This is a genomic window from Clostridium oryzae, assembly GCF_002029235.1.
GTDB lineage: Bacteria > Bacillota > Clostridia > Clostridiales > Clostridiaceae > Clostridium_AE > Clostridium_AE oryzae.
On record NZ_MZGV01000029.1, the window covers coordinates 18,164 to 35,812 of the forward strand.

General features: G+C 34.9%; 32 protein-coding genes. All 32 read left to right on the forward strand.

From position 1 onward, the window contains the following. Positions 1-35: 35 nt before the first annotated feature. The 32 genes from CLORY_RS13365 (at position 36) to rpsM (ending at position 17,646) form a co-directional block, all read left to right on the forward strand. Positions 36-287, forward strand: a complete 252-nt coding sequence (locus CLORY_RS13365; RefSeq protein ID WP_079425262.1) for a ribosomal L7Ae/L30e/S12e/Gadd45 family protein — start codon at positions 36-38, stop codon at positions 285-287. 46 nt (positions 288-333) lie between these two features. Next, on the forward strand, positions 334-711 hold the full coding sequence (gene rpsL, locus CLORY_RS13370) for a 30S ribosomal protein S12 (RefSeq protein WP_079425264.1): 378 nt from the start codon (positions 334-336) through the stop codon (positions 709-711). A 146-nt stretch (positions 712-857) separates the two neighbouring features. Beyond that, positions 858-1,328 (forward strand): 30S ribosomal protein S7, encoded by a 471-nt coding sequence (rpsG, locus tag CLORY_RS13375; protein ID WP_079425265.1) that lies wholly within the window; start codon positions 858-860, stop codon positions 1,326-1,328. 74 nt (positions 1,329-1,402) lie between these two features. Next, positions 1,403-3,466, forward strand: coding sequence for an elongation factor G (gene fusA, locus CLORY_RS13380; protein WP_079425267.1), 2,064 nt, complete (start codon positions 1,403-1,405; stop codon positions 3,464-3,466). Positions 3,467-3,562: 96 nt separating this feature from the next. Then, complete coding sequence (tuf, locus tag CLORY_RS13385) at positions 3,563-4,756, forward strand: elongation factor Tu (RefSeq protein ID WP_079425270.1); 1,194 nt, start codon at positions 3,563-3,565, stop codon at positions 4,754-4,756. Positions 4,757-5,058: 302 nt separating this feature from the next. After that, complete coding sequence (gene rpsJ / locus CLORY_RS13390) at positions 5,059-5,367, forward strand: 30S ribosomal protein S10 (protein WP_079425271.1); 309 nt, start codon at positions 5,059-5,061, stop codon at positions 5,365-5,367. A gap of 66 nt (positions 5,368-5,433) precedes the next feature. Further along, positions 5,434-6,063 carry a 50S ribosomal protein L3 gene (gene rplC, locus CLORY_RS13395; RefSeq protein WP_079425273.1) on the forward strand — a complete coding sequence of 210 codons (630 nt, stop codon included), beginning with the start codon at positions 5,434-5,436 and terminating at the stop codon, positions 6,061-6,063. A 26-nt stretch (positions 6,064-6,089) separates the two neighbouring features. Next, positions 6,090-6,713 carry a 50S ribosomal protein L4 gene (gene rplD / locus CLORY_RS13400; RefSeq protein ID WP_079425275.1) on the forward strand — a complete coding sequence of 208 codons (624 nt, stop codon included), beginning with the start codon at positions 6,090-6,092 and terminating at the stop codon, positions 6,711-6,713. Further along, positions 6,710-7,003, forward strand: a complete 294-nt coding sequence (gene rplW / locus CLORY_RS13405) for a 50S ribosomal protein L23 (RefSeq protein WP_079425277.1) — start codon at positions 6,710-6,712, stop codon at positions 7,001-7,003. The genes rplD and rplW overlap by 4 nt, the downstream gene beginning before the upstream one ends. 64 nt (positions 7,004-7,067) lie before the next feature. Beyond that, positions 7,068-7,901 carry a 50S ribosomal protein L2 gene (gene rplB, locus CLORY_RS13410; protein ID WP_079425279.1) on the forward strand — a complete coding sequence of 278 codons (834 nt, stop codon included), beginning with the start codon at positions 7,068-7,070 and terminating at the stop codon, positions 7,899-7,901. A gap of 61 nt (positions 7,902-7,962) precedes the next feature. After that, positions 7,963-8,244: a 30S ribosomal protein S19 gene (rpsS, locus tag CLORY_RS13415; RefSeq protein WP_079425281.1), complete on the forward strand. Its 282-nt coding sequence runs from the start codon at positions 7,963-7,965 to the stop codon at positions 8,242-8,244. Between the two features lie 23 nt (positions 8,245-8,267). After that, complete coding sequence (gene rplV / locus CLORY_RS13420; RefSeq protein ID WP_079425283.1) at positions 8,268-8,603, forward strand: 50S ribosomal protein L22; 336 nt, start codon at positions 8,268-8,270, stop codon at positions 8,601-8,603. Positions 8,604-8,619: 16 nt separating this feature from the next. Next, on the forward strand, positions 8,620-9,285 hold the full coding sequence (gene rpsC, locus CLORY_RS13425) for a 30S ribosomal protein S3 (protein ID WP_079425285.1): 666 nt from the start codon (positions 8,620-8,622) through the stop codon (positions 9,283-9,285). Between the two features lie 17 nt (positions 9,286-9,302). After that, a complete protein-coding gene (gene rplP, locus CLORY_RS13430; protein WP_079425287.1) occupies positions 9,303-9,746 on the forward strand; it encodes a 50S ribosomal protein L16 in 444 nt (147 codons plus the stop codon). Further along, entirely contained in the window at positions 9,736-9,948 is a 213-nt protein-coding gene (gene rpmC / locus CLORY_RS13435) for a 50S ribosomal protein L29 (RefSeq protein ID WP_079425289.1), read from the forward strand. The genes rplP and rpmC overlap by 11 nt, the downstream gene beginning before the upstream one ends. Before the next feature lie 20 nt (positions 9,949-9,968). After that, positions 9,969-10,223, forward strand: coding sequence for a 30S ribosomal protein S17 (rpsQ, locus tag CLORY_RS13440; RefSeq protein WP_079425291.1), 255 nt, complete (start codon positions 9,969-9,971; stop codon positions 10,221-10,223). Positions 10,224-10,249: 26 nt separating this feature from the next. Continuing rightward, positions 10,250-10,618, forward strand: a complete 369-nt coding sequence (rplN, locus tag CLORY_RS13445; protein ID WP_079425293.1) for a 50S ribosomal protein L14 — start codon at positions 10,250-10,252, stop codon at positions 10,616-10,618. Between the two features lie 21 nt (positions 10,619-10,639). Beyond that, entirely contained in the window at positions 10,640-10,957 is a 318-nt protein-coding gene (gene rplX, locus CLORY_RS13450) for a 50S ribosomal protein L24 (RefSeq protein ID WP_079425376.1), read from the forward strand. Positions 10,958-10,979: 22 nt separating this feature from the next. Then, complete coding sequence (gene rplE / locus CLORY_RS13455) at positions 10,980-11,525, forward strand: 50S ribosomal protein L5 (RefSeq protein WP_079425295.1); 546 nt, start codon at positions 10,980-10,982, stop codon at positions 11,523-11,525. A 12-nt stretch (positions 11,526-11,537) separates the two neighbouring features. Further along, entirely contained in the window at positions 11,538-11,723 is a 186-nt protein-coding gene (locus tag CLORY_RS13460) for a type Z 30S ribosomal protein S14 (RefSeq protein WP_079425296.1), read from the forward strand. 31 nt (positions 11,724-11,754) lie between these two features. Next, complete coding sequence (gene rpsH, locus CLORY_RS13465) at positions 11,755-12,153, forward strand: 30S ribosomal protein S8 (protein ID WP_079425298.1); 399 nt, start codon at positions 11,755-11,757, stop codon at positions 12,151-12,153. 120 nt (positions 12,154-12,273) lie between these two features. After that, positions 12,274-12,816: a 50S ribosomal protein L6 gene (gene rplF, locus CLORY_RS13470; RefSeq protein WP_079425300.1), complete on the forward strand. Its 543-nt coding sequence runs from the start codon at positions 12,274-12,276 to the stop codon at positions 12,814-12,816. 19 nt (positions 12,817-12,835) lie between these two features. Further along, positions 12,836-13,198, forward strand: coding sequence for a 50S ribosomal protein L18 (gene rplR / locus CLORY_RS13475; protein WP_079425302.1), 363 nt, complete (start codon positions 12,836-12,838; stop codon positions 13,196-13,198). A 15-nt stretch (positions 13,199-13,213) separates the two neighbouring features. Further along, positions 13,214-13,711 (forward strand): 30S ribosomal protein S5, encoded by a 498-nt coding sequence (gene rpsE, locus CLORY_RS13480; protein WP_079425304.1) that lies wholly within the window; start codon positions 13,214-13,216, stop codon positions 13,709-13,711. Between the two features lie 12 nt (positions 13,712-13,723). Beyond that, positions 13,724-13,903: a 50S ribosomal protein L30 gene (gene rpmD, locus CLORY_RS13485; RefSeq protein WP_079425306.1), complete on the forward strand. Its 180-nt coding sequence runs from the start codon at positions 13,724-13,726 to the stop codon at positions 13,901-13,903. A 53-nt stretch (positions 13,904-13,956) separates the two neighbouring features. Further along, on the forward strand, positions 13,957-14,397 hold the full coding sequence (rplO, locus tag CLORY_RS13490; protein ID WP_079425308.1) for a 50S ribosomal protein L15: 441 nt from the start codon (positions 13,957-13,959) through the stop codon (positions 14,395-14,397). Position 14,398: 1 nt separating this feature from the next. Continuing rightward, positions 14,399-15,679 carry a preprotein translocase subunit SecY gene (gene secY, locus CLORY_RS13495; RefSeq protein WP_079425310.1) on the forward strand — a complete coding sequence of 427 codons (1,281 nt, stop codon included), beginning with the start codon at positions 14,399-14,401 and terminating at the stop codon, positions 15,677-15,679. Between the two features lie 22 nt (positions 15,680-15,701). Then, positions 15,702-16,352 (forward strand): adenylate kinase, encoded by a 651-nt coding sequence (locus CLORY_RS13500; RefSeq protein WP_079425378.1) that lies wholly within the window; start codon positions 15,702-15,704, stop codon positions 16,350-16,352. A gap of 155 nt (positions 16,353-16,507) precedes the next feature. Further along, positions 16,508-16,804, forward strand: a complete 297-nt coding sequence (locus tag CLORY_RS13505) for a KOW domain-containing RNA-binding protein (protein WP_079425312.1) — start codon at positions 16,508-16,510, stop codon at positions 16,802-16,804. Between the two features lie 9 nt (positions 16,805-16,813). Beyond that, positions 16,814-17,032, forward strand: coding sequence for a translation initiation factor IF-1 (gene infA, locus CLORY_RS13510; RefSeq protein ID WP_079425314.1), 219 nt, complete (start codon positions 16,814-16,816; stop codon positions 17,030-17,032). A gap of 15 nt (positions 17,033-17,047) precedes the next feature. After that, positions 17,048-17,161 carry a 50S ribosomal protein L36 gene (gene rpmJ, locus CLORY_RS13515; RefSeq protein WP_009524358.1) on the forward strand — a complete coding sequence of 38 codons (114 nt, stop codon included), beginning with the start codon at positions 17,048-17,050 and terminating at the stop codon, positions 17,159-17,161. 113 nt (positions 17,162-17,274) lie between these two features. Continuing rightward, complete coding sequence (gene rpsM / locus CLORY_RS13520) at positions 17,275-17,646, forward strand: 30S ribosomal protein S13 (protein WP_079425316.1); 372 nt, start codon at positions 17,275-17,277, stop codon at positions 17,644-17,646. Positions 17,647-17,649: the final 3 nt, after the last annotated feature.

Consider the following 17,649-nt stretch of genomic DNA (forward strand, 5'->3'; position numbering starts at 1 on the left):
GTCTCACTATGAATGAGTTATGGAGGTTAGGTGAGATGGTAGAACGACTTTTAGGCAAGAAAGTTATAGGAATAAAACAGGCTACTAAATCACTGAAAAATGGAAATGGTAAAGTCCTGTATGTTGCTAGGGATTGCGAAGTAAGGCTCGTAACACCAGTTATTGAATTAGCAGAGTCTATGTCAGTTGAAATTAGATATATAGATTCTATGAAAGAGTTAGGAAGACTTTGCGGCATTAATGTTGGTGCATCTACTGCACTAATATTAAAAGGACAAAATAGCTAGTTACAAAATTTAAATAGATTTATATTAAATCCAAGGAGGTGAAAAAATGCCAACAATTAACCAGTTAGTAAGAAAAGGTAGGAAGACAATCACAACAAAGTCAACTGCACCAGCTCTTAAAGAAAGTCCTCAAAAAAGAGGAGTATGTACAGTAGTAAAAACTATGACACCTAAAAAACCAAACTCAGCACTAAGAAAAGTTGCAAGGGTAAGACTTGTAAATGGATATGAAGTAACAGCTTATATACCAGGTATAGGTCACAATCTTCAGGAACATAGCGTTGTGTTAATAAGGGGAGGAAGAGTAAAAGACCTTCCAGGTGTTAGGTATCATATTATAAGAGGTGCATTGGATTCAGCTGCAGTTGCTAATAGAATGCAAGCTAGATCTAAGTATGGTGCTAAAAAACCAAAGAAAAAGTAATTCCTTAGTATTATAAGGAATATGGTGCGATGTCTTCACATTTATATAGATATAGAATATATTATTTGATGGAGTACAAAGCACTTTGCGGCCTCAAGGCCGAGTACCGATGAACTTAAATTTTAATTGTTAAGGAGGGAAGAAAAGTGCCAAGAAAAGGACATATTGCAAAGAGAGATGTATTACCAGATCCATTGTATAGCAGTAAAGTAGTTACAAAACTTATAAACAATATAATGGAAGATGGTAAAAGAGGGGTTGCTCAAAAAATTGCATATGATGCATTTGAGATAATCGCTGAAAAGACTGGAAAAGAAGCCTTAGAAGTATTCGAAACAGCAATGAACAATATCATGCCACTTCTTGAAGTAAAAGCTAGAAGAATAGGTGGAGCTACTTATCAGGTGCCAATCGAGGTAAGACCTGAGAGAAGACAAACACTTGGAATAAGATGGTTGTTATTAGCCGCTAGAAAAAGAGGCGAAAAATACATGAGAGAAAGATTAGCTAATGAATTATTAGATGCAGCAAATAATACTGGAGCAGCAGTTAAAAAGAGAGAAGATACTCATAAGATGGCTGAAGCTAACAAAGCATTTGCTCACTACAGATATTAGCAAAAAAACTGTTTTGGCTGAAAAGCTGAAGCAGTTTTATAAAATTTATTACTCAATTGAGAGGAGGAATAATATTGGCAAGGCAATTTCCTTTAGAGAAATATAGAAATATAGGTATTATGGCTCATATCGATGCTGGTAAGACTACAACAACTGAAAGAATATTGTTTTATACAGGTAAAACTCATAAAATAGGTGAAGTTCATGATGGTCAAGCAACAATGGACTGGATGGTTCAAGAACAAGAAAGAGGTATTACAATTACTTCTGCTGCTACTACATGTCAATGGAAGGGCTATAGCATAAATATTATAGATACGCCTGGACACGTAGATTTTACTGTTGAAGTTGAAAGATCGCTTAGAGTTCTTGATGGAGCAGTTACAGTATTAGATGCAAAAAGTGGTGTTGAACCACAGACTGAAACGGTTTGGAGACAGGCTGATAAGTATAAGGTACCAAGAGTAGTTTATGTTAATAAGATGGATGCTACAGGAGCAGACTTCTACATGTGTGTAGATACATTAAGAAGCAGACTTCACTGTAATGCAGTTCCTATACAGATTCCTATCGGAGCAGAAGAAAATTTTAAAGGAATAGTAGATTTAATCACAAATACTGAGATTGTTTATACTGATGATTTGGGAACAACTACTGAATCTTTGCAAATTGCTCCAGAGCTTAAAGATAAGGCTGAAGAGTATAGAAATAAAATGGTTGAGGCTATTGCAGAATTAGATGAAGAGCTTATGATGAAATACTTAGAAGGTGAAGACATAACTACAGAAGAGCTAAAGGCTGCTTTGAGAAAAGGTGTAATAGCAAATGAAATAGTTCCTGTTGTATGTGGATCTTCATATAAAAATAAAGGTGTTCAGCCAATGATCGATACTATTATTGATTATTTACCATCACCACTTGACATACCTGATGTTAAAGGTACTGATCCAGAAACTGGTGAAGAAGATACAAGAAAAACATCTGATGATGTTCCACTATCAGCTCTTGCATTTAAAATAGCAACAGATCCATTTGTAGGAAGGTTATCTTTTGCTAGAATTTATTCAGGAGTTATGAAGAGTGGTACTTATGTACTTAACTCTACAAAGAATAAAAAGGAAAGAATAGGAAGACTTGTTAAGATGCATGCAAATCATAGACAGGAAGTTGATGAATTTCTTGCTGGTGATATAGGTGCGGTTATAGGTCTTAAGGACACTACCACTGGAGATACTCTTTGTGATGAAGATAAGCCAATTATACTTGAAAGTATGGTATTCCCTGAACCAGTTATAAAAGTAGCTATAGAGCCAAAAACAAAAGCTGGTCAGGAAAAGATGGGTATAGCATTAGCTAAACTTGCAGAAGAAGATCCTACTTTTAAGACATATACTGATCAAGAAACAGGCCAGACAATTATAGCAGGTATGGGAGAACTTCATCTTGATATTATTGTTGATAGACTCCAAAGAGAGTTTAAAGTTGAGTGTAATGTTGGTAATCCACAGGTTGCTTACAAAGAAACTATCAGAAAAGCTGTTAAAGCTGAAGGTAAATTTGTAAGACAGTCAGGTGGTAGAGGACAGTATGGTCACTGTTGGATAGAGATGACTCCACATGAAGGTGAGTACGAATTTGAAAATGCTATAGTTGGAGGAGCTATTCCTAAAGAATATATTCCAGCTATTGACAATGGTATTAGAGAAGCATCTGAAAGCGGTGTTGTTGGAGGATATGAAACAATAAACTTCAAGGTAAAACTTGTAGATGGTTCTTATCATGAAGTCGATTCATCTGAAATGGCATTTAAAATTGCCGGTTCAATGGCATTCAAAAATGCGATGTCAAAAGCTGATCCAGTTCTTCTTGAGCCTATAATGAAAGTTGAAATAACTGTTCCTGAAGAATACATGGGAGATGTTATGGGAGACGTTAATTCAAGAAGAGGTAGAATTGAAGGAATGGAGCCAAGAGCTGGTGCTCAGGTTATAAGAGCATTCGTTCCTCTTTCAGAAATGTTTGGGTATGCAACAACTTTGAGATCTAGAACTCAAGGAAGAGGAGTTTTCATAATGGAATTCGATCATTATGAGGAAGTTCCAAAAAATATTCAGGAACAAATAGTTGGTAATAAATAATTAATTAATAGCATTTTTAAGATATAAAACATGTCTATTCACGTTTTATATCTTGAACTATAGATATTATATAATAGATTTAAGGAGGAAAATATAATGGCAAAAGCAAAATATGAAAGAAATAAGCCCCATGTAAATATTGGAACAATCGGTCACGTAGACCATGGTAAGACAACATTAACAGCAGCAATCACAACAGTATTGGCAAAAAGGGGATATGCAGAAGCAACAAAATATGACCAGATAGATAAGGCACCAGAAGAGAAAGAAAGAGGAATCACAATAAATACAGCACACGTAGAATATCAGACAGATAATAGACACTATGCACACGTAGACTGTCCAGGACATGCTGATTATGTTAAGAACATGATAACAGGAGCAGCACAGATGGATGGAGCAATATTAGTTGTAAGTGCAGCAGATGGTCCAATGCCACAAACAAGAGAGCATATACTACTAGCATCAAGAGTAGGAGTTGACTACATAGTAGTATTCTTAAATAAAGCAGATATGGTAGATGACCCAGAGCTGCTTGAATTAGTAGAGATGGAAGTAAGAGAGTTGTTGAATGAGTATAACTTCCCAGGAGATGACATTCCAATAATAGTAGGAAGTGCATTAAAAGCATTGGAGAACCCAACAGATGCAGAAGCAACAAAATGCATAGACGAATTAATGGAAGCAGTGGATAGTTATATACCAACACCAGAAAGAGCAACAGATAAAGCATTCTTAATGCCAGTAGAAGATGTCTTTACAATAACAGGAAGAGGAACAGTTGCAACAGGAAGAGTAGAGACAGGAGTACTTCACGTAGGAGACGAAGTAGAAATCGTAGGATTAAGTGAAGAGAAGAAGAAGACAGTAGTAACAGGAGTAGAAATGTTCAGAAAGCTTCTTGATGAGGCACAGGCAGGAGATAATATAGGAGCATTACTAAGAGGAATACAGAGAACAGATATAGAGAGAGGCCAAGTGTTATCAAAGCCAGGAACAGTACATCCACATAAGAAGTTTGTAGGTCAAGTTTACGTATTAAAGAAAGAAGAAGGCGGAAGACATACACCATTCTTCGATGGATATAGACCACAGTTTTATTTCAGAACAACAGACGTAACAGGATCAATCAAACTACCAGATGGAATGGAAATGGTAATGCCAGGAGATCATATCGATATGACAGTAGAATTAATCACTCAAGTAGCAATGGATGAAGGATTAAGATTTGCTATAAGAGAAGGCGGAAGAACAGTAGGTTCTGGAGTTGTTACTAGCATAATCGAATAGGATATTTTTTAGGACACACTTTTAGTGTGTCCTATTTAAATAATATAAGGTATTTTGCAAAAAATATACTTGTCAAAAATCACTATATGTTATATAATGAAAGAGTTGTGATGCTATAACAGTGATGATTCAGGAGGTTGCCGGACTTCCGGGTAATTCCTGATGAATATGTCTGGGTCTGGAACCCGGCGACGGTTTTTGTGTACTGTTTTGTCAAGTGTGAAGAAACACCAGGAACAGTTTACAGAACATCCGCTGTTGTGCGTGAGGAGTAATGCGTACATGAAAAGGAGGGAAAGTTAATGTCAAAGCAAAAAATTAGAATTAGGTTAAAAGCATTTGATCACAATATACTTGATCAATCAGCTGAAAAAATTGTTCAAACTGCTAAAACATCAGGAGCTAAAGTTGCAGGTCCAGTACCACTGCCAACAGAAAAAGATGTAGTAACAATTTTAAGAGCTCCACATAAATATAAAGATTCAAGAGAGCAGTTTGAAGTAAGAACACATAAAAGATTAATAGATATCATAAACCCATCGCCAAAGACTGTTGATGCGCTTATGAGATTAGACTTGCCAGCAGGCGTTGATATTGAAATTAAACTTTAAAAATCATATAAACAGCAAACTATTATGATTGCATGCAATCCGCTAATATGTTTAGGAGGTGTAACAATGAAAAAAGCCATCATAGGTAGAAAAGTAGGTATGACTCAGATATTTGATGAAAATGGCAAAATTATTCCTGTTACTGTTGTAGAAGCTGGTCCATGTGTTGTAGTTCAAAAGAAGACTACTGATAAAGAAGGTTATGATGCAATACAGGTTGGGTATGGTGATGTGAGAGAAAAACTAGTCAACAAACCAGCAAAAGGACATTTTACAAAAGCAGGAGTTACTGTTAAAAGATTTGTAAAAGAGTTAAGGTTAGAAGATATAAGTGCTTATGAAATAGGACAGGAAATAAAAGCAGATGTTTTCGCGGCAGGAGACAGAGTAGATGTTTCAGGAGTATCTAAAGGAAAGGGATTCCAAGGAACAATAAAAAGATGGAATGGAAACAGAGGACCTATGTCACATGGTTCTAAATTCCATAGAGCAGTTGGTTCAATGGGAGCTTCTTCAGATCCATCAAGAACATTTAAAAATAAGAAAATGCCAGGACATATGGGTAACGTAAATACAACAGCTTTAAATTTAGAAGTTGTTAAAGTAATGCCTGAGAAAAATGTTATATTAATCAAAGGCGGAATACCTGGTCCAAATAAGGGCATTGTAGTTATTAGAAATACAGTAAAGGCGTAGTCTTTTAAAGAAAGGAGGATACAGAGATGCCTACAGTAGGATTATTTAATAAGGAAGCAGAAAAAGTTGGAGATGTACAATTAGCTGATAATGTTTTTGCAGCTGACATAAATGTTAATGCAATGCACCAAGTTGTAGTTGCTTTACTTGCTAATAAGAGACAGGGGACACAGAGTGCAAGAACAAGATCTGAAGTTTCTGGAGGTGGAATAAAGCCTTGGAGACAAAAGGGAACAGGAAGAGCAAGACAGGGTTCAATAAGATCACCTCAATGGATACATGGTGGTATAGTATTTGCGCCAAAGCCACGTGATTATAGAATATCTGTTCCTAAGAGTATTAGAAGAGTAGCAATTAAATCAGCTCTTAGCAGTAAAGTATCAGATAACGAAATCATTGTTTTAGATAGTTTAGAAGTAGAAGCTCCTAAAACTAAGGAAATAGTTAAAATGTTAGATGCATTTAAAGTTAAAAAGGCTCTTATAGTAACAGCTGATAGCAATGAAAATGTATATAAGTCAGCAAGGAATATACAAGGAATAGCTGTTATGCCTGTTAACAATATAAATGTATATGACATACTTAAGTATGATAATTTCATCATAACTAAAGATGCTGTATCAAAGATTGAGGAGGTGTATGCAAAATGAATTTAACAAATTATGATATCATCAGAAAGCCAGTCGTAACTGAAAAGAGCATGGCTAGTATGGCAGAGAAAAAATACACCTTTGTAGTGCACATTGATGCTAATAAAACACAAGTTAAAAAAGCTGTTGAAGAGATATTTGGAGTTAAAGTTGAGAGTGTACACACTATGAAAGTCCTTGGAAAGACAAAAAGGGTTGGCGTACATGTTGGAAAGAGACCAGATTACAAGAAGGCTATAGTAAAGCTTACAGCAGATAGCAAAACTATAGAGTTCTTTGAGGGAATGTAATAATATTTAGTATAGCTACTATTGGTTTGAAAACCAGATAAGCGTAAAAAAGGAGGAAAATGTTATGGCAGTTAAGGCATTTAAACCTACCACACCATCTAGAAGACAGATGACTGTTCCAACTTTTGAAGAGATAACTACAGATAAGCCTGAAAAATCTCTTTTAGTTGATTTAAACAGTAAAGCTGGTAGAAATGCTCAAGGAAAAATAACTGTTCGTCATAGAGGCGGCGGTGTAAAGAGAAAGTATAGAGTAATTGATTTTAAGAGAGATAAAGATGATATACCAGCGAAGGTATTAACTGTAGAATATGATCCAAATAGATCAGCATACATAGCTTTAGTTGTATATGCTGATGGGGAAAAGAGATATATATTAGCTCCTGCTAACTTAAAAGTTGGTGATCAAGTAATGTCAGGTGCTAATGCTGATATAAAGACAGGAAACTCATTACCACTTAAGAATATACCAGTTGGTACAATTGTTCATAACGTAGAATTATCTGTTGGCAAAGGTGGACAGTTAGTAAGAAGCGCAGGTTCATCAGCTCAACTTATGGCTAAAGAAGGCAAATATGCAACTTTAAGATTACCAAGTGGTGAGATGAGATATGTTTTAATAGATTGCAGAGCAACAGTTGGAACAGTATCAAATTTAACTCATGAAATAGTTAACTTGGGTAATGCTGGTAGAAAGAGACATATGGGTTGGAGACCAACTGTAAGAGGTTCTGTCATGAACCCAGTAGACCATCCACATGGTGGTGGTGAAGGTAAATCACCTGTAGGACATCCAGGACCACTTACTCCATGGGGTAAACCTGCTTTGGGCTTAAAGACTAGAAAACATAAGAAATATTCAGATAGAATGATCGTTAAGAGCAGAAAGTCGAAGTAGTATAAGAAGAGAATGAAAACTTCTCTTCCATTGCTTTATATTATGAAGGGAGGCAAAAATAGTGAGTAGATCAACTAAAAAAGGACCTTTTATACAAGAATCTTTGTTGAAAAAAATCAATGAGATGAATTCAAAGAACGAAAAGAAAGTAATAAAAACTTGGTCAAGAAGTTCAACAATATTTCCACAGATGATAGGTCATACTATAGCTGTACATGATGGAAGAAAGCATGTTCCAGTTTACATTACTGAGGATATGGTTGGGCATAAGCTTGGAGAGTTTGTGCTTACTAGAACTTTCAGAGGACATGATGACAATGCAAAGTCAACATCAGTTAAATAGTATGGAAAGGAGGTAATCAGACAATGGAAGCTAAGGCAATTGCGAGATACGTAAGAATGTCTCCAATGAAAATCGGAATAGTACTTGACTTAATAAGAGGTAAGAATATTAGTGAAGCTTTTGCTATTCTTCAATATACTCCAAAAGATGCAGCTGTAGTCGTTAATAAAGTGCTTAAATCAGCTGTGGCTAATGCAGAAAATAATGCTAATTTAGATACAACAGCTTTATATGTTTCAGAAGCTTATGTTGGAGCAGGTCCAATACTTAAGAGAATGCAGCCTCATGCACAAGGAAGAGCATTTTCTATAAAGAAGAGAACTAGCCATGTAACAGTTGTTGTTAAGGAAAGAGCTTAAAAAGGAGGGAAATAGATTGGGACAAAAAGTACATCCACACGGTTTAAGAGTTGGTGTAATAAAAGATTGGGATGCTAAATGGTATGCTGATAGCAGAAATTTTGCAGACTATTTAGTTGAAGATAATAAAATAAGAGAATATATAAAGTCATCACTTTATACTTCAGGAATTTCAAAAATTGAAATAGAGAGATTCGCTAAAAGAGTAAGAATAAATATCTTTACAGCAAAACCAGGAATGGTTATAGGTAAAGGTGGTCAAGGAATAGAAGCTCTTAAAGCTGCAATAAAGAAGTTTGTTAAAGAAGAAAACTTGTTAATTAATATAGTTGAAGTTAAGAATGCTGAAAGCGATGCTCAGTTGATGGCTGAGAATATAGCTTCACAACTTGAAAAGAGAATTTCATTCAGAAGAGCTATGAAACAGACTTTACAAAGAGCAATGAGATCTGGAATAAAAGGAGTTAAGACTTCTTGTGCTGGAAGATTAGGCGGAGCTGAAATAGCTAGAACTGAACAGTATCATGAAGGAACAATTCCACTACAGACTTTAAGAGCAGATATTGATTATGGTTTTGCAGAAGCAGATACAACCTATGGTAAAATAGGAGTAAAAGTATGGGTTTATAGAGGCGAAGTACTTCCTACAAAGAAGGTTGAAAAGAAAGAAGTTAACGCTTAAGAAAGGAGGAATGGACCATGTTAATGCCAAAAAGAGTAAAGCATCGTAAAGTGCAACGTGGTAGAATGAGTGGAAAAGCTACAAGAGGTAATTTTATTGCTTATGGAGATTACGCAATTCAAGCAACTGAATGCGGATGGATCACAAGCAACCAGATAGAAGCAGCCAGAGTAGCTATTACTAGATATGTTAGAAGGGGAGGAAAAATTTGGATAAAGATTTTTCCAGATAAACCTGTAACAGAGAAACCAGCTGAAACTCGTATGGGTTCAGGTAAAGGTTCACCAGAATATTGGGTAGCTGTTGTTAAGCCTGGCAGAGTATTATTTGAAATGGCAGGTGTTCCTGAAGAAGTAGCAAGAGAAGCTATGAGACTAGCAGCACATAAGCTACCTATAAAAACTAAGTTTGTAACTAGAAGTGATTTTGAAAAAATAGGTGGTGAAAAAAATGAAGGCTAGAGAAGTGAATGAACTAAGAAGTAATAGCCCTCAGGAATTGAGTGGTAAACTCAATGATTTGAAAGCAGAGCTTTTCAATTTGAGATTTCAATTGGCAACTGGTCAATTAGAGAATCCAATGAGAATAAGAGAAGTAAAAAAATCTATAGCCCAGATTAAAACCATCATTAGAGAGCAAGAACTTAAAGCTGTTAGACAGTAAGCTGAAAGGAGGTTCATCCTGTGGAAAGAGGAAATAGAAAAACAAGAATAGGCAGAGTTGTTTCAGATAAGATGGAAAAGACAGTTGTTGTTGCTGTAGAGACAAAAGTACGTCATCCTTTATATGGTAAGACAGTGAATAGAACAACTAAATTTAAAGTTCATGATGAAAATAACGAGGCAAAGTTAAATGATACAGTACAAATAATGGAAACAAGACCACTATCTAAAGACAAAAGGTGGAGACTGGTTCAGATTGTTGAAAAAGCTAAATAGCATTTAGTCTGAAAGGAGGGTTATTTATGATACAACAGCAGACAATTTTAAAAGTAGCAGATAACTCTGGAGCAAAAGAGATTATGTGCATTAGAGTATTGGGTGGTTCCAAGAGAAAGTTTGGAAACATCGGAGACACTATTGTCGCTAGCGTTAAAAGTGCAACACCAGGCGGAGTTGTTAAAAAAGGTGAAGTTGTAAAAGCAGTAATTGTTAGGTCTGTAAGAGGATTAGGAAGAGCAGACGGTTCATATATAAAATTTGACGAGAATGCAGCAGTAATTATCAAAGATGATAAACAACCAAGAGGTACACGTATTTTTGGGCCTGTTGCAAGGGAGCTAAGAGATAAAGAATTTAATAAGATATTATCACTAGCACCTGAAGTTCTATAGGATAGGGAGGTGTCTACTATGATGAATAAAGTTCACGTCAAAAAGAAAGATACAGTAATGGTTATATCTGGTAAAGATAAAGGCAAAGTTGGCGAAGTTCTACAGGTTATACCTAAAAAGGGTAAAGTGCTTGTTCAGGGAGTTAACGTTGTTACTAAACATCAGAAACCTAATAGAGCTAATACTAACGGAGGCATTGTGCATGTAGAAGCTCCTATTTATAGCTCAAAAGTAATGTTATATTGTAATAAGTGTAAAAGTGTTACAAGGATTTCTAAGAAAATATTAGATGATGGAACCAAAGTAAGGGTTTGTAAAAAGTGCGGAGAAACATTTTAGTGATTGAAAGGAGGGTTAATTAATGATCCCAAGATTACAAGAAAAGTATAATAATGAAGTAGTACCAGCTTTAATTGAAAAATTTGGATATAAGAATGTTATGGAAGTTCCTAAACTAGATAAAATAGTTTTAAATATGGGCGTAGGTGAAGCTAAAGAAAATGCTAAAGTTTTGGAGTCAGCTGTAGGTGATATGGCTTTAATAACTGGTCAAAAACCAATCATTACAAGAGCTAAGAAGTCAGTAGCTAACTTTAAAATAAGACAGAATATGCCTATAGGCTGCAAAGTAACATTAAGAAAGCAAAAAATGTATGAATTTGCTGATAAGCTAATGAATATAGCTCTACCAAGAGTAAGGGATTTCAGAGGAATATCAGATAAATCTTTCGATGGAAGAGGAAACTATTCATTAGGAATAAAGGAACAGTTAATTTTTCCTGAAGTTGAATATGACAAGATAGATAAAGTAAGAGGTATGGATATCATATTTGTAACAACTGCTAAGACAGACGAGGAAGCAAGAGAATTACTAAGATTTCTTGGTATGCCATTTGCTCAAAAATAAGGAGGGGAAACTGTGGCACGTAAAGCAATAATTGAAAAATGGAAGAAAGAACCTAAATATTCAACTAGAGCTTATACAAGATGTAGATTATGCGGAAGACCACATTCTGTATTAAAGAAATACGGAATATGCCGTATTTGCTTTAGAGAACTTGCTTACAAGGGACAGATTCCGGGTTGTAAGAAAGCTAGTTGGTAACAGTAGGTAAAAAGGAAAGGAGGCATAAATAATGGTTATGACAGATCCAATAGCAGATTTGTTAACTAGAGTAAGAAATGCAAATACTGCTAAACATGAAATAGTTGAAGTACCTTCTTCTAATATAAAGAAGGCTATCGTGAATATAATGCTTCAAGAAGGTTATATAAAAGGTGTTGAGGAATATAGTGACGGCGTAGTGCCAATGCTTAGATTGACTTTAAAATACGGACCTAATAAAGAAAAAGTTTTAAGCGGACTTAAGAGAATTTCTAAACCTGGATTAAGAGTTTATTGCAAGAAAGACGAAGTTCCAAAAGTTTTAAACGGACTTGGAGTGGCTTTGATTTCTACTTCCAAAGGTATTATGCCAGATAGAGATGCAAGAAAACTTGGTCTTGGCGGTGAAGTATTGTGCTACCTTTGGTAGTATTGAATATATAAGTTTTCATTAATGATATTTTGAAAATTATATTTATATCAATATAGATAAATGGATAAACTTAAAATAATTACTAGAATGTAGTGAATAAATACAGGAGGTGTAACAATGTCAAGAATAGGAAAATTACCAGTAGAGATACCAAATGGTGTCACTGTTACAGTTACTCCGGACAACGTTGTTACAGTAAAAGGCCCTAAAGGTCAACTTACTAAAGCAATGCATAAAGATATTACCATAGCAGTTAATAATAATGAAGTTGTAGTTACTAGACCTAGTGATGATAAGAATCACAGAGCACTTCATGGATTAACTAGAGCTCTTGTTCATAACATGGTAAATGGAGTAACAGCAGGTTTTGAAAAGAATTTGGAATTGATCGGTGTTGGTTATAGAGCACAGGTTCAAGGTAAAAAATTAGTCATGAATTTAGGTTATTCACATCCAGTAGAAATAAATGCTGTTGAAGGAATAACATTTGAAACTCCCGCTCCAAACAAAGTTGTTGTTAAGGGGATCGATAAAGAGTTAGTAGGTCAAATTGCAGCAAATATTAGAACTTGGAGAAAACCAGAGCCTTACAAAGGTAAGGGAATTAAGTATGATAACGAAGTTATCAGACGTAAGGAAGGTAAGACTGGTAAGAAATAATTGAAAGGAGTGAGAAGCTATGATTAATAAGTTAGACAGAAAATTGTCTAGACAAAAAAGACATTTAAAAGTTCGTAATAAGATAACAGGTACAGCAGAAAGACCAAGACTTTGTGTATATAGAAGCGAAAAGAACATATACGCTCAGATTATTGATGATGTTGCTAGAAAAACTATAGTATCTGCATCTTCTATTGATAAAGAATTTGGCGATAAACTTGGAAGTAACAAAGAAGCTGCTAAAATAGTTGGAGAATTAGTCGCTAAGAGAGCAATTGAAAAAGGAATTAAAACTGTCGTATTTGACAGAGGTGGATATATATATCACGGAAGAGTTCAACAATTAGCTGAAAGTGCGAGAGAAGCAGGCTTAGATTTCTAAAAAGGAGGGAAATAAATGAGAATAGATCCTAGCACACTAGACCTTAAGGAAAGAGTAGTTAACATAAGCAGAGTTGCTAAGGTTGTCAAGGGTGGTAGAAACTTTAGATTTAGTGCCCTTGTAGTCGTAGGTGACGAAAACGGCCATGTTGGCGTAGGTATAGGTAAATCAATTGAAATTCCTGAGGCAATAAGAAAAGGAATTGAAGATGCAAAAAAGAACATTGTAGAAGTTGCTTTAGTTGAAAATACAGTTCCTCATACAATAGAAGGAATTTTTGGTACAGGAAAAGTTCTTATAATGCCAGCAAGTGAAGGAACAGGAGTTATTGCGGGTGGACCTGCAAGAGCTGTTTTGGAATTAGCAGGCTTAAAAGATGTTAGAGCGAAATCTTTAGGATCAAATAATCCTAAGAACATGGTTAATGCTACTATAAACGGATTGTCAAGATTAAAGACTGCTGAGCAGATAGCTAAGCTAAGAGGCAAGATCGTTGAAGAGATACTAGGTTAGGAGGGAAAGACCTTGGCTAAACTTAGAATAACTCTTAAAAAGAGTTTAATAGGAAGAAAAGATGATCATATTGCAACAGTTAAAGCTCTTGGTTTGAAGAAAATAGGATGTGTTGTTGAACATGAAGATACACCTCAAATCAAAGGTATGATTAATAAGGTTTCTTATTTGTTAGATGTTCAAGAAGCTTAATCAATCACTGAAGCAAAATTGATTTTATTTATAAAATTAGGAGGTGTAAATAGATGAAACTTCATGAATTAAGACCAGCAGAGGGTTCTAAGAAGGCTCCAAAAAGAATAGGAAGAGGAACAGGTTCTGGCCTTGGAAGAAACGCTGGAAAAGGAGAAAAAGGACAGAAAGCAAGAAGCGGCGGCGGAGTAAGACCTGGCTTTGAAGGCGGTCAGATGCCACTATTCAGAAGATTACCAAAAAGAGGTTTTACAAATATATTTTCAAAGAAGTATGCTGTTATTAATATAGACAGATTAAATGTTTTTGAGAATGGAACAGAAGTAACACCCGAGGTATTAGTTAGTACCGGGATAATTAATAAAGTTTATGACGGAGTAAAGATACTAGCTAATGGTGATTTAGAAAAGTCATTAACAGTGAAAGCTACAAAATTTTCAAAAACTGCAGTTGAAAAAATTGAAGCAGCTGGGGGAAAAGTAGAGGTGATTTAATATGTTATCAACTCTAAAGAATGCCTGGAAAGTTCCTGATTTAAGAAAAAGGATTTTGTATACATTGTTCTTAGTAGCAATATATAGACTAGGGAGTCATATACTTGTACCAGGAGTAGATACAAGTAATTTGAATCAACAGGCAAGTGACACAAACTCACTGATCAGTTTTTACAATCTGATTTCAGGAGGAGCATTTAGGCAATTCAGTATATTTGCATTAGGAGTTCTTCCGTACATTAATGCATCAATCATAATGCAACTTCTTACTGTAGCAATTCCGTACTTGGAGCAGTTGTCTAAAGAAGGAGAAGATGGAAGAAAGAAGATACAGAAATATACAAGAAATTTTTCTGTTGTTTTAGCAGCTATTCAGGCATGGGGTACCTATGTCTTAATAGTTAATCAGGGTCAGATGGCTACAGACAATTGGTTTAACACTTTTGTTATTATCTTGGTTTTGACTGCAGCATCTACATTTTTAATGTGGCTTGGAGATATGATAACTGTAAAAGGTATTGGTAATGGTGTTTCAATATTAATTTTTATTAATATAATATCAGGTATACCAACAGGTGCTATTAAATTAATATCTCTACAGCAAGCTGACACGGTTGATATTGTACAAATAATAGGATTTATAGCTGCTCTTGCAGTACTGCTATTTATTGTTATTTTCATGAGTTTATCAGAAAGAAGAATAACAGTTCAATATGCAGGTAAGACCGTAGGCAATAAGACATATAAAGGACAATCATCACATATTCCTTTTAATCTTATATCTACAGGAGTAATTGCTATAATATTTGCAATGTCTGTAATGCAATTCCCTGTAACTATAGGCCAGTTTTTTAAAGATGCAAAGTGGAGCCAGTGGATAAGTACCAGCCCATATAGTATCTTTAATGATAAGAGCTGGTTATATCCGATAATATATGCTTTATTGGTAATATTCTTTTGTTGGTTTTATGGCGAAGTTACTTTTAAACCTGAAGAAATGGCGGAAAACATTTATAAGTCTTCAGGTTTCATACCAGGAATAAGACCAGGAAAATCAACGGTTGAATATATTGAAAAAGTGCTTTTGAAAGTATCCGTAATTGGAGGATTATTCTCAGCTATACTAGCTATAGCACCTATAATTGTTGCTACTAGAACAAACTTTACAAACATATACTTTGGTGGAACTTCAATACTTATATTAGTTAGTACTGCAATGGATACTTTTAGACAATTGGAGTCACAATTAATAATGAGGCATTATCATGGATTTCTAAAATAATTAATATATGGGGATGAAAGCAGTGAAAATTGTAATAATGGGACCACCTGGAGCCGGTAAAGGCACCCAAGCAAAATCTATTAGCCATAAGTATTCTATACCACACATTTCTACAGGAGATATATTTAGAAAAAATATATCTGAAAAAACGGAATTGGGAAATAGAGCTAAAAGTTACATGGATAATGGGGAGCTTGTGCCGGATGACATAACTATATCTCTTGTTGTTGACAGGATTACTCAAAGTGATTGTAAAGATGGTTTCTTACTGGACGGATTTCCCAGAACCACATTTCAGGCCGTTGCACTAGATGAACATTTGAAAAAGAATGAGGATTATCTTGATGCAGTTATACTCCTTGATTTGCCTAAAAAATTCATATTGGATCGTATGACAGGAAGAAGAGTATGTACTACTTGCGGAGCTAGCTATCATATAAAATATAATCCTCCTAGAGTGGCAGGAAAGTGCGATGTTTGCGGAAGTGCTATAATCCAACGCAAAGATGACATTGAAGATACTGTAAAAGAGAGATTAGAAGTGTATGATTTGCAAACTCAGCCTATGCTTGAATATTATAATAAGAGAGGAATACTAAAAAATATCGATGGTACTCAATCCATTGATTCAGTATTCCAATCTATTTGTAATGTTCTTAATAGTATGGTTTAACAAATAGGCATGAAGTTGTAGTAAGTTCACTTAAAAAAGCTTCAAGAAACCGAGGCAAAAATTTCAACTGTACAATACATTATATATTGGAAGCTTGTGAATCTGAACAAAATACTGACCTCTTCTATAAGATAAAGTACATTGAGGTGAACCAGATGAATTTGGATAATTTAATAGGAAGAATTGTTATTTCTAAAGCAGGCCGCGATAAAGGGAAGTATTTTATAGTTGTTGGTGCAGTGGATGAATATTATGTGCTGATCGCAGACGGAAAATTAAGACCGGGAAGTAAACCAAAGAAAAAAAAGTTGAGGCATTTAGAAATTACTGATATAATAGCGAATGAGATAGCAGACAGCATTTTATGTGGTAATAAATTAACTGACTCGATGATTAGACAATATTTAAAAATAAATGTTTTGCAGTTGAATGACAGAAATAAGGAGGTTTGATTATACCTTATGTCAAAAGAAGATGTAATAGAGATGCAAGGTACTGTACTTGAAGCTTTACCAAATGCGATGTTTTTAGTAGAATTGGAAAGTGGCCATAAGATTTTAGGTCATATATCAGGAAAATTAAGAATGAATTTTATAAGAATACTGCCAGGTGACAAAGTGACGGTTGAGTTATCACCATATGACCTAACTCGCGGTAGAATCACCTGGAGAGCAAAGTAATGAGGAGGGTTAACTATGAAAGTAAGACCGTCAGTAAAACCTATGTGTGAGAAGTGCAAAGTAATCAAAAGAAAAGGTAAAGTAATGATTATTTGCGAAAATCCTAAGCATAAGCAGAAACAAGGATAATTTAATGAACGTGTAATTATTTTAGGAGCGGCTGCGATGAGTATGTACACTCATCAACCTAAAATTTTATATAAATATTAATTCAACTAGAAACCTAGGAGGTGTAAATTTTAATGGCAAGAATCGCTGGTGTTGATATACCAAAAGAAAAAAGAGTTGAGATTGGTTTAACTTATATATTTGGAATCGGATTACCAAGTTCCCAGAGAGTATTGAAAGAAACTGGTATTAATCCTGATACAAGAGTTAAGGATCTTACTGAAGAAGAAGTTAATAAGCTTAGAGATTATATCAATAAGAATTTTAAAGTTGAAGGTGACTTGAGAAGAGATGTCGCTTTAAACATAAAGAGGCTTATTGAAATTGGATGCTATAGAGGAATAAGACATAGAAAGGGCCTTCCTGTTAGAGGACAGAAAACAAAGACTAATGCAAGAACAAGAAAAGGTCCAAAGAGAACTATTGCAGGTAAGAAGAAGAAATAGTAA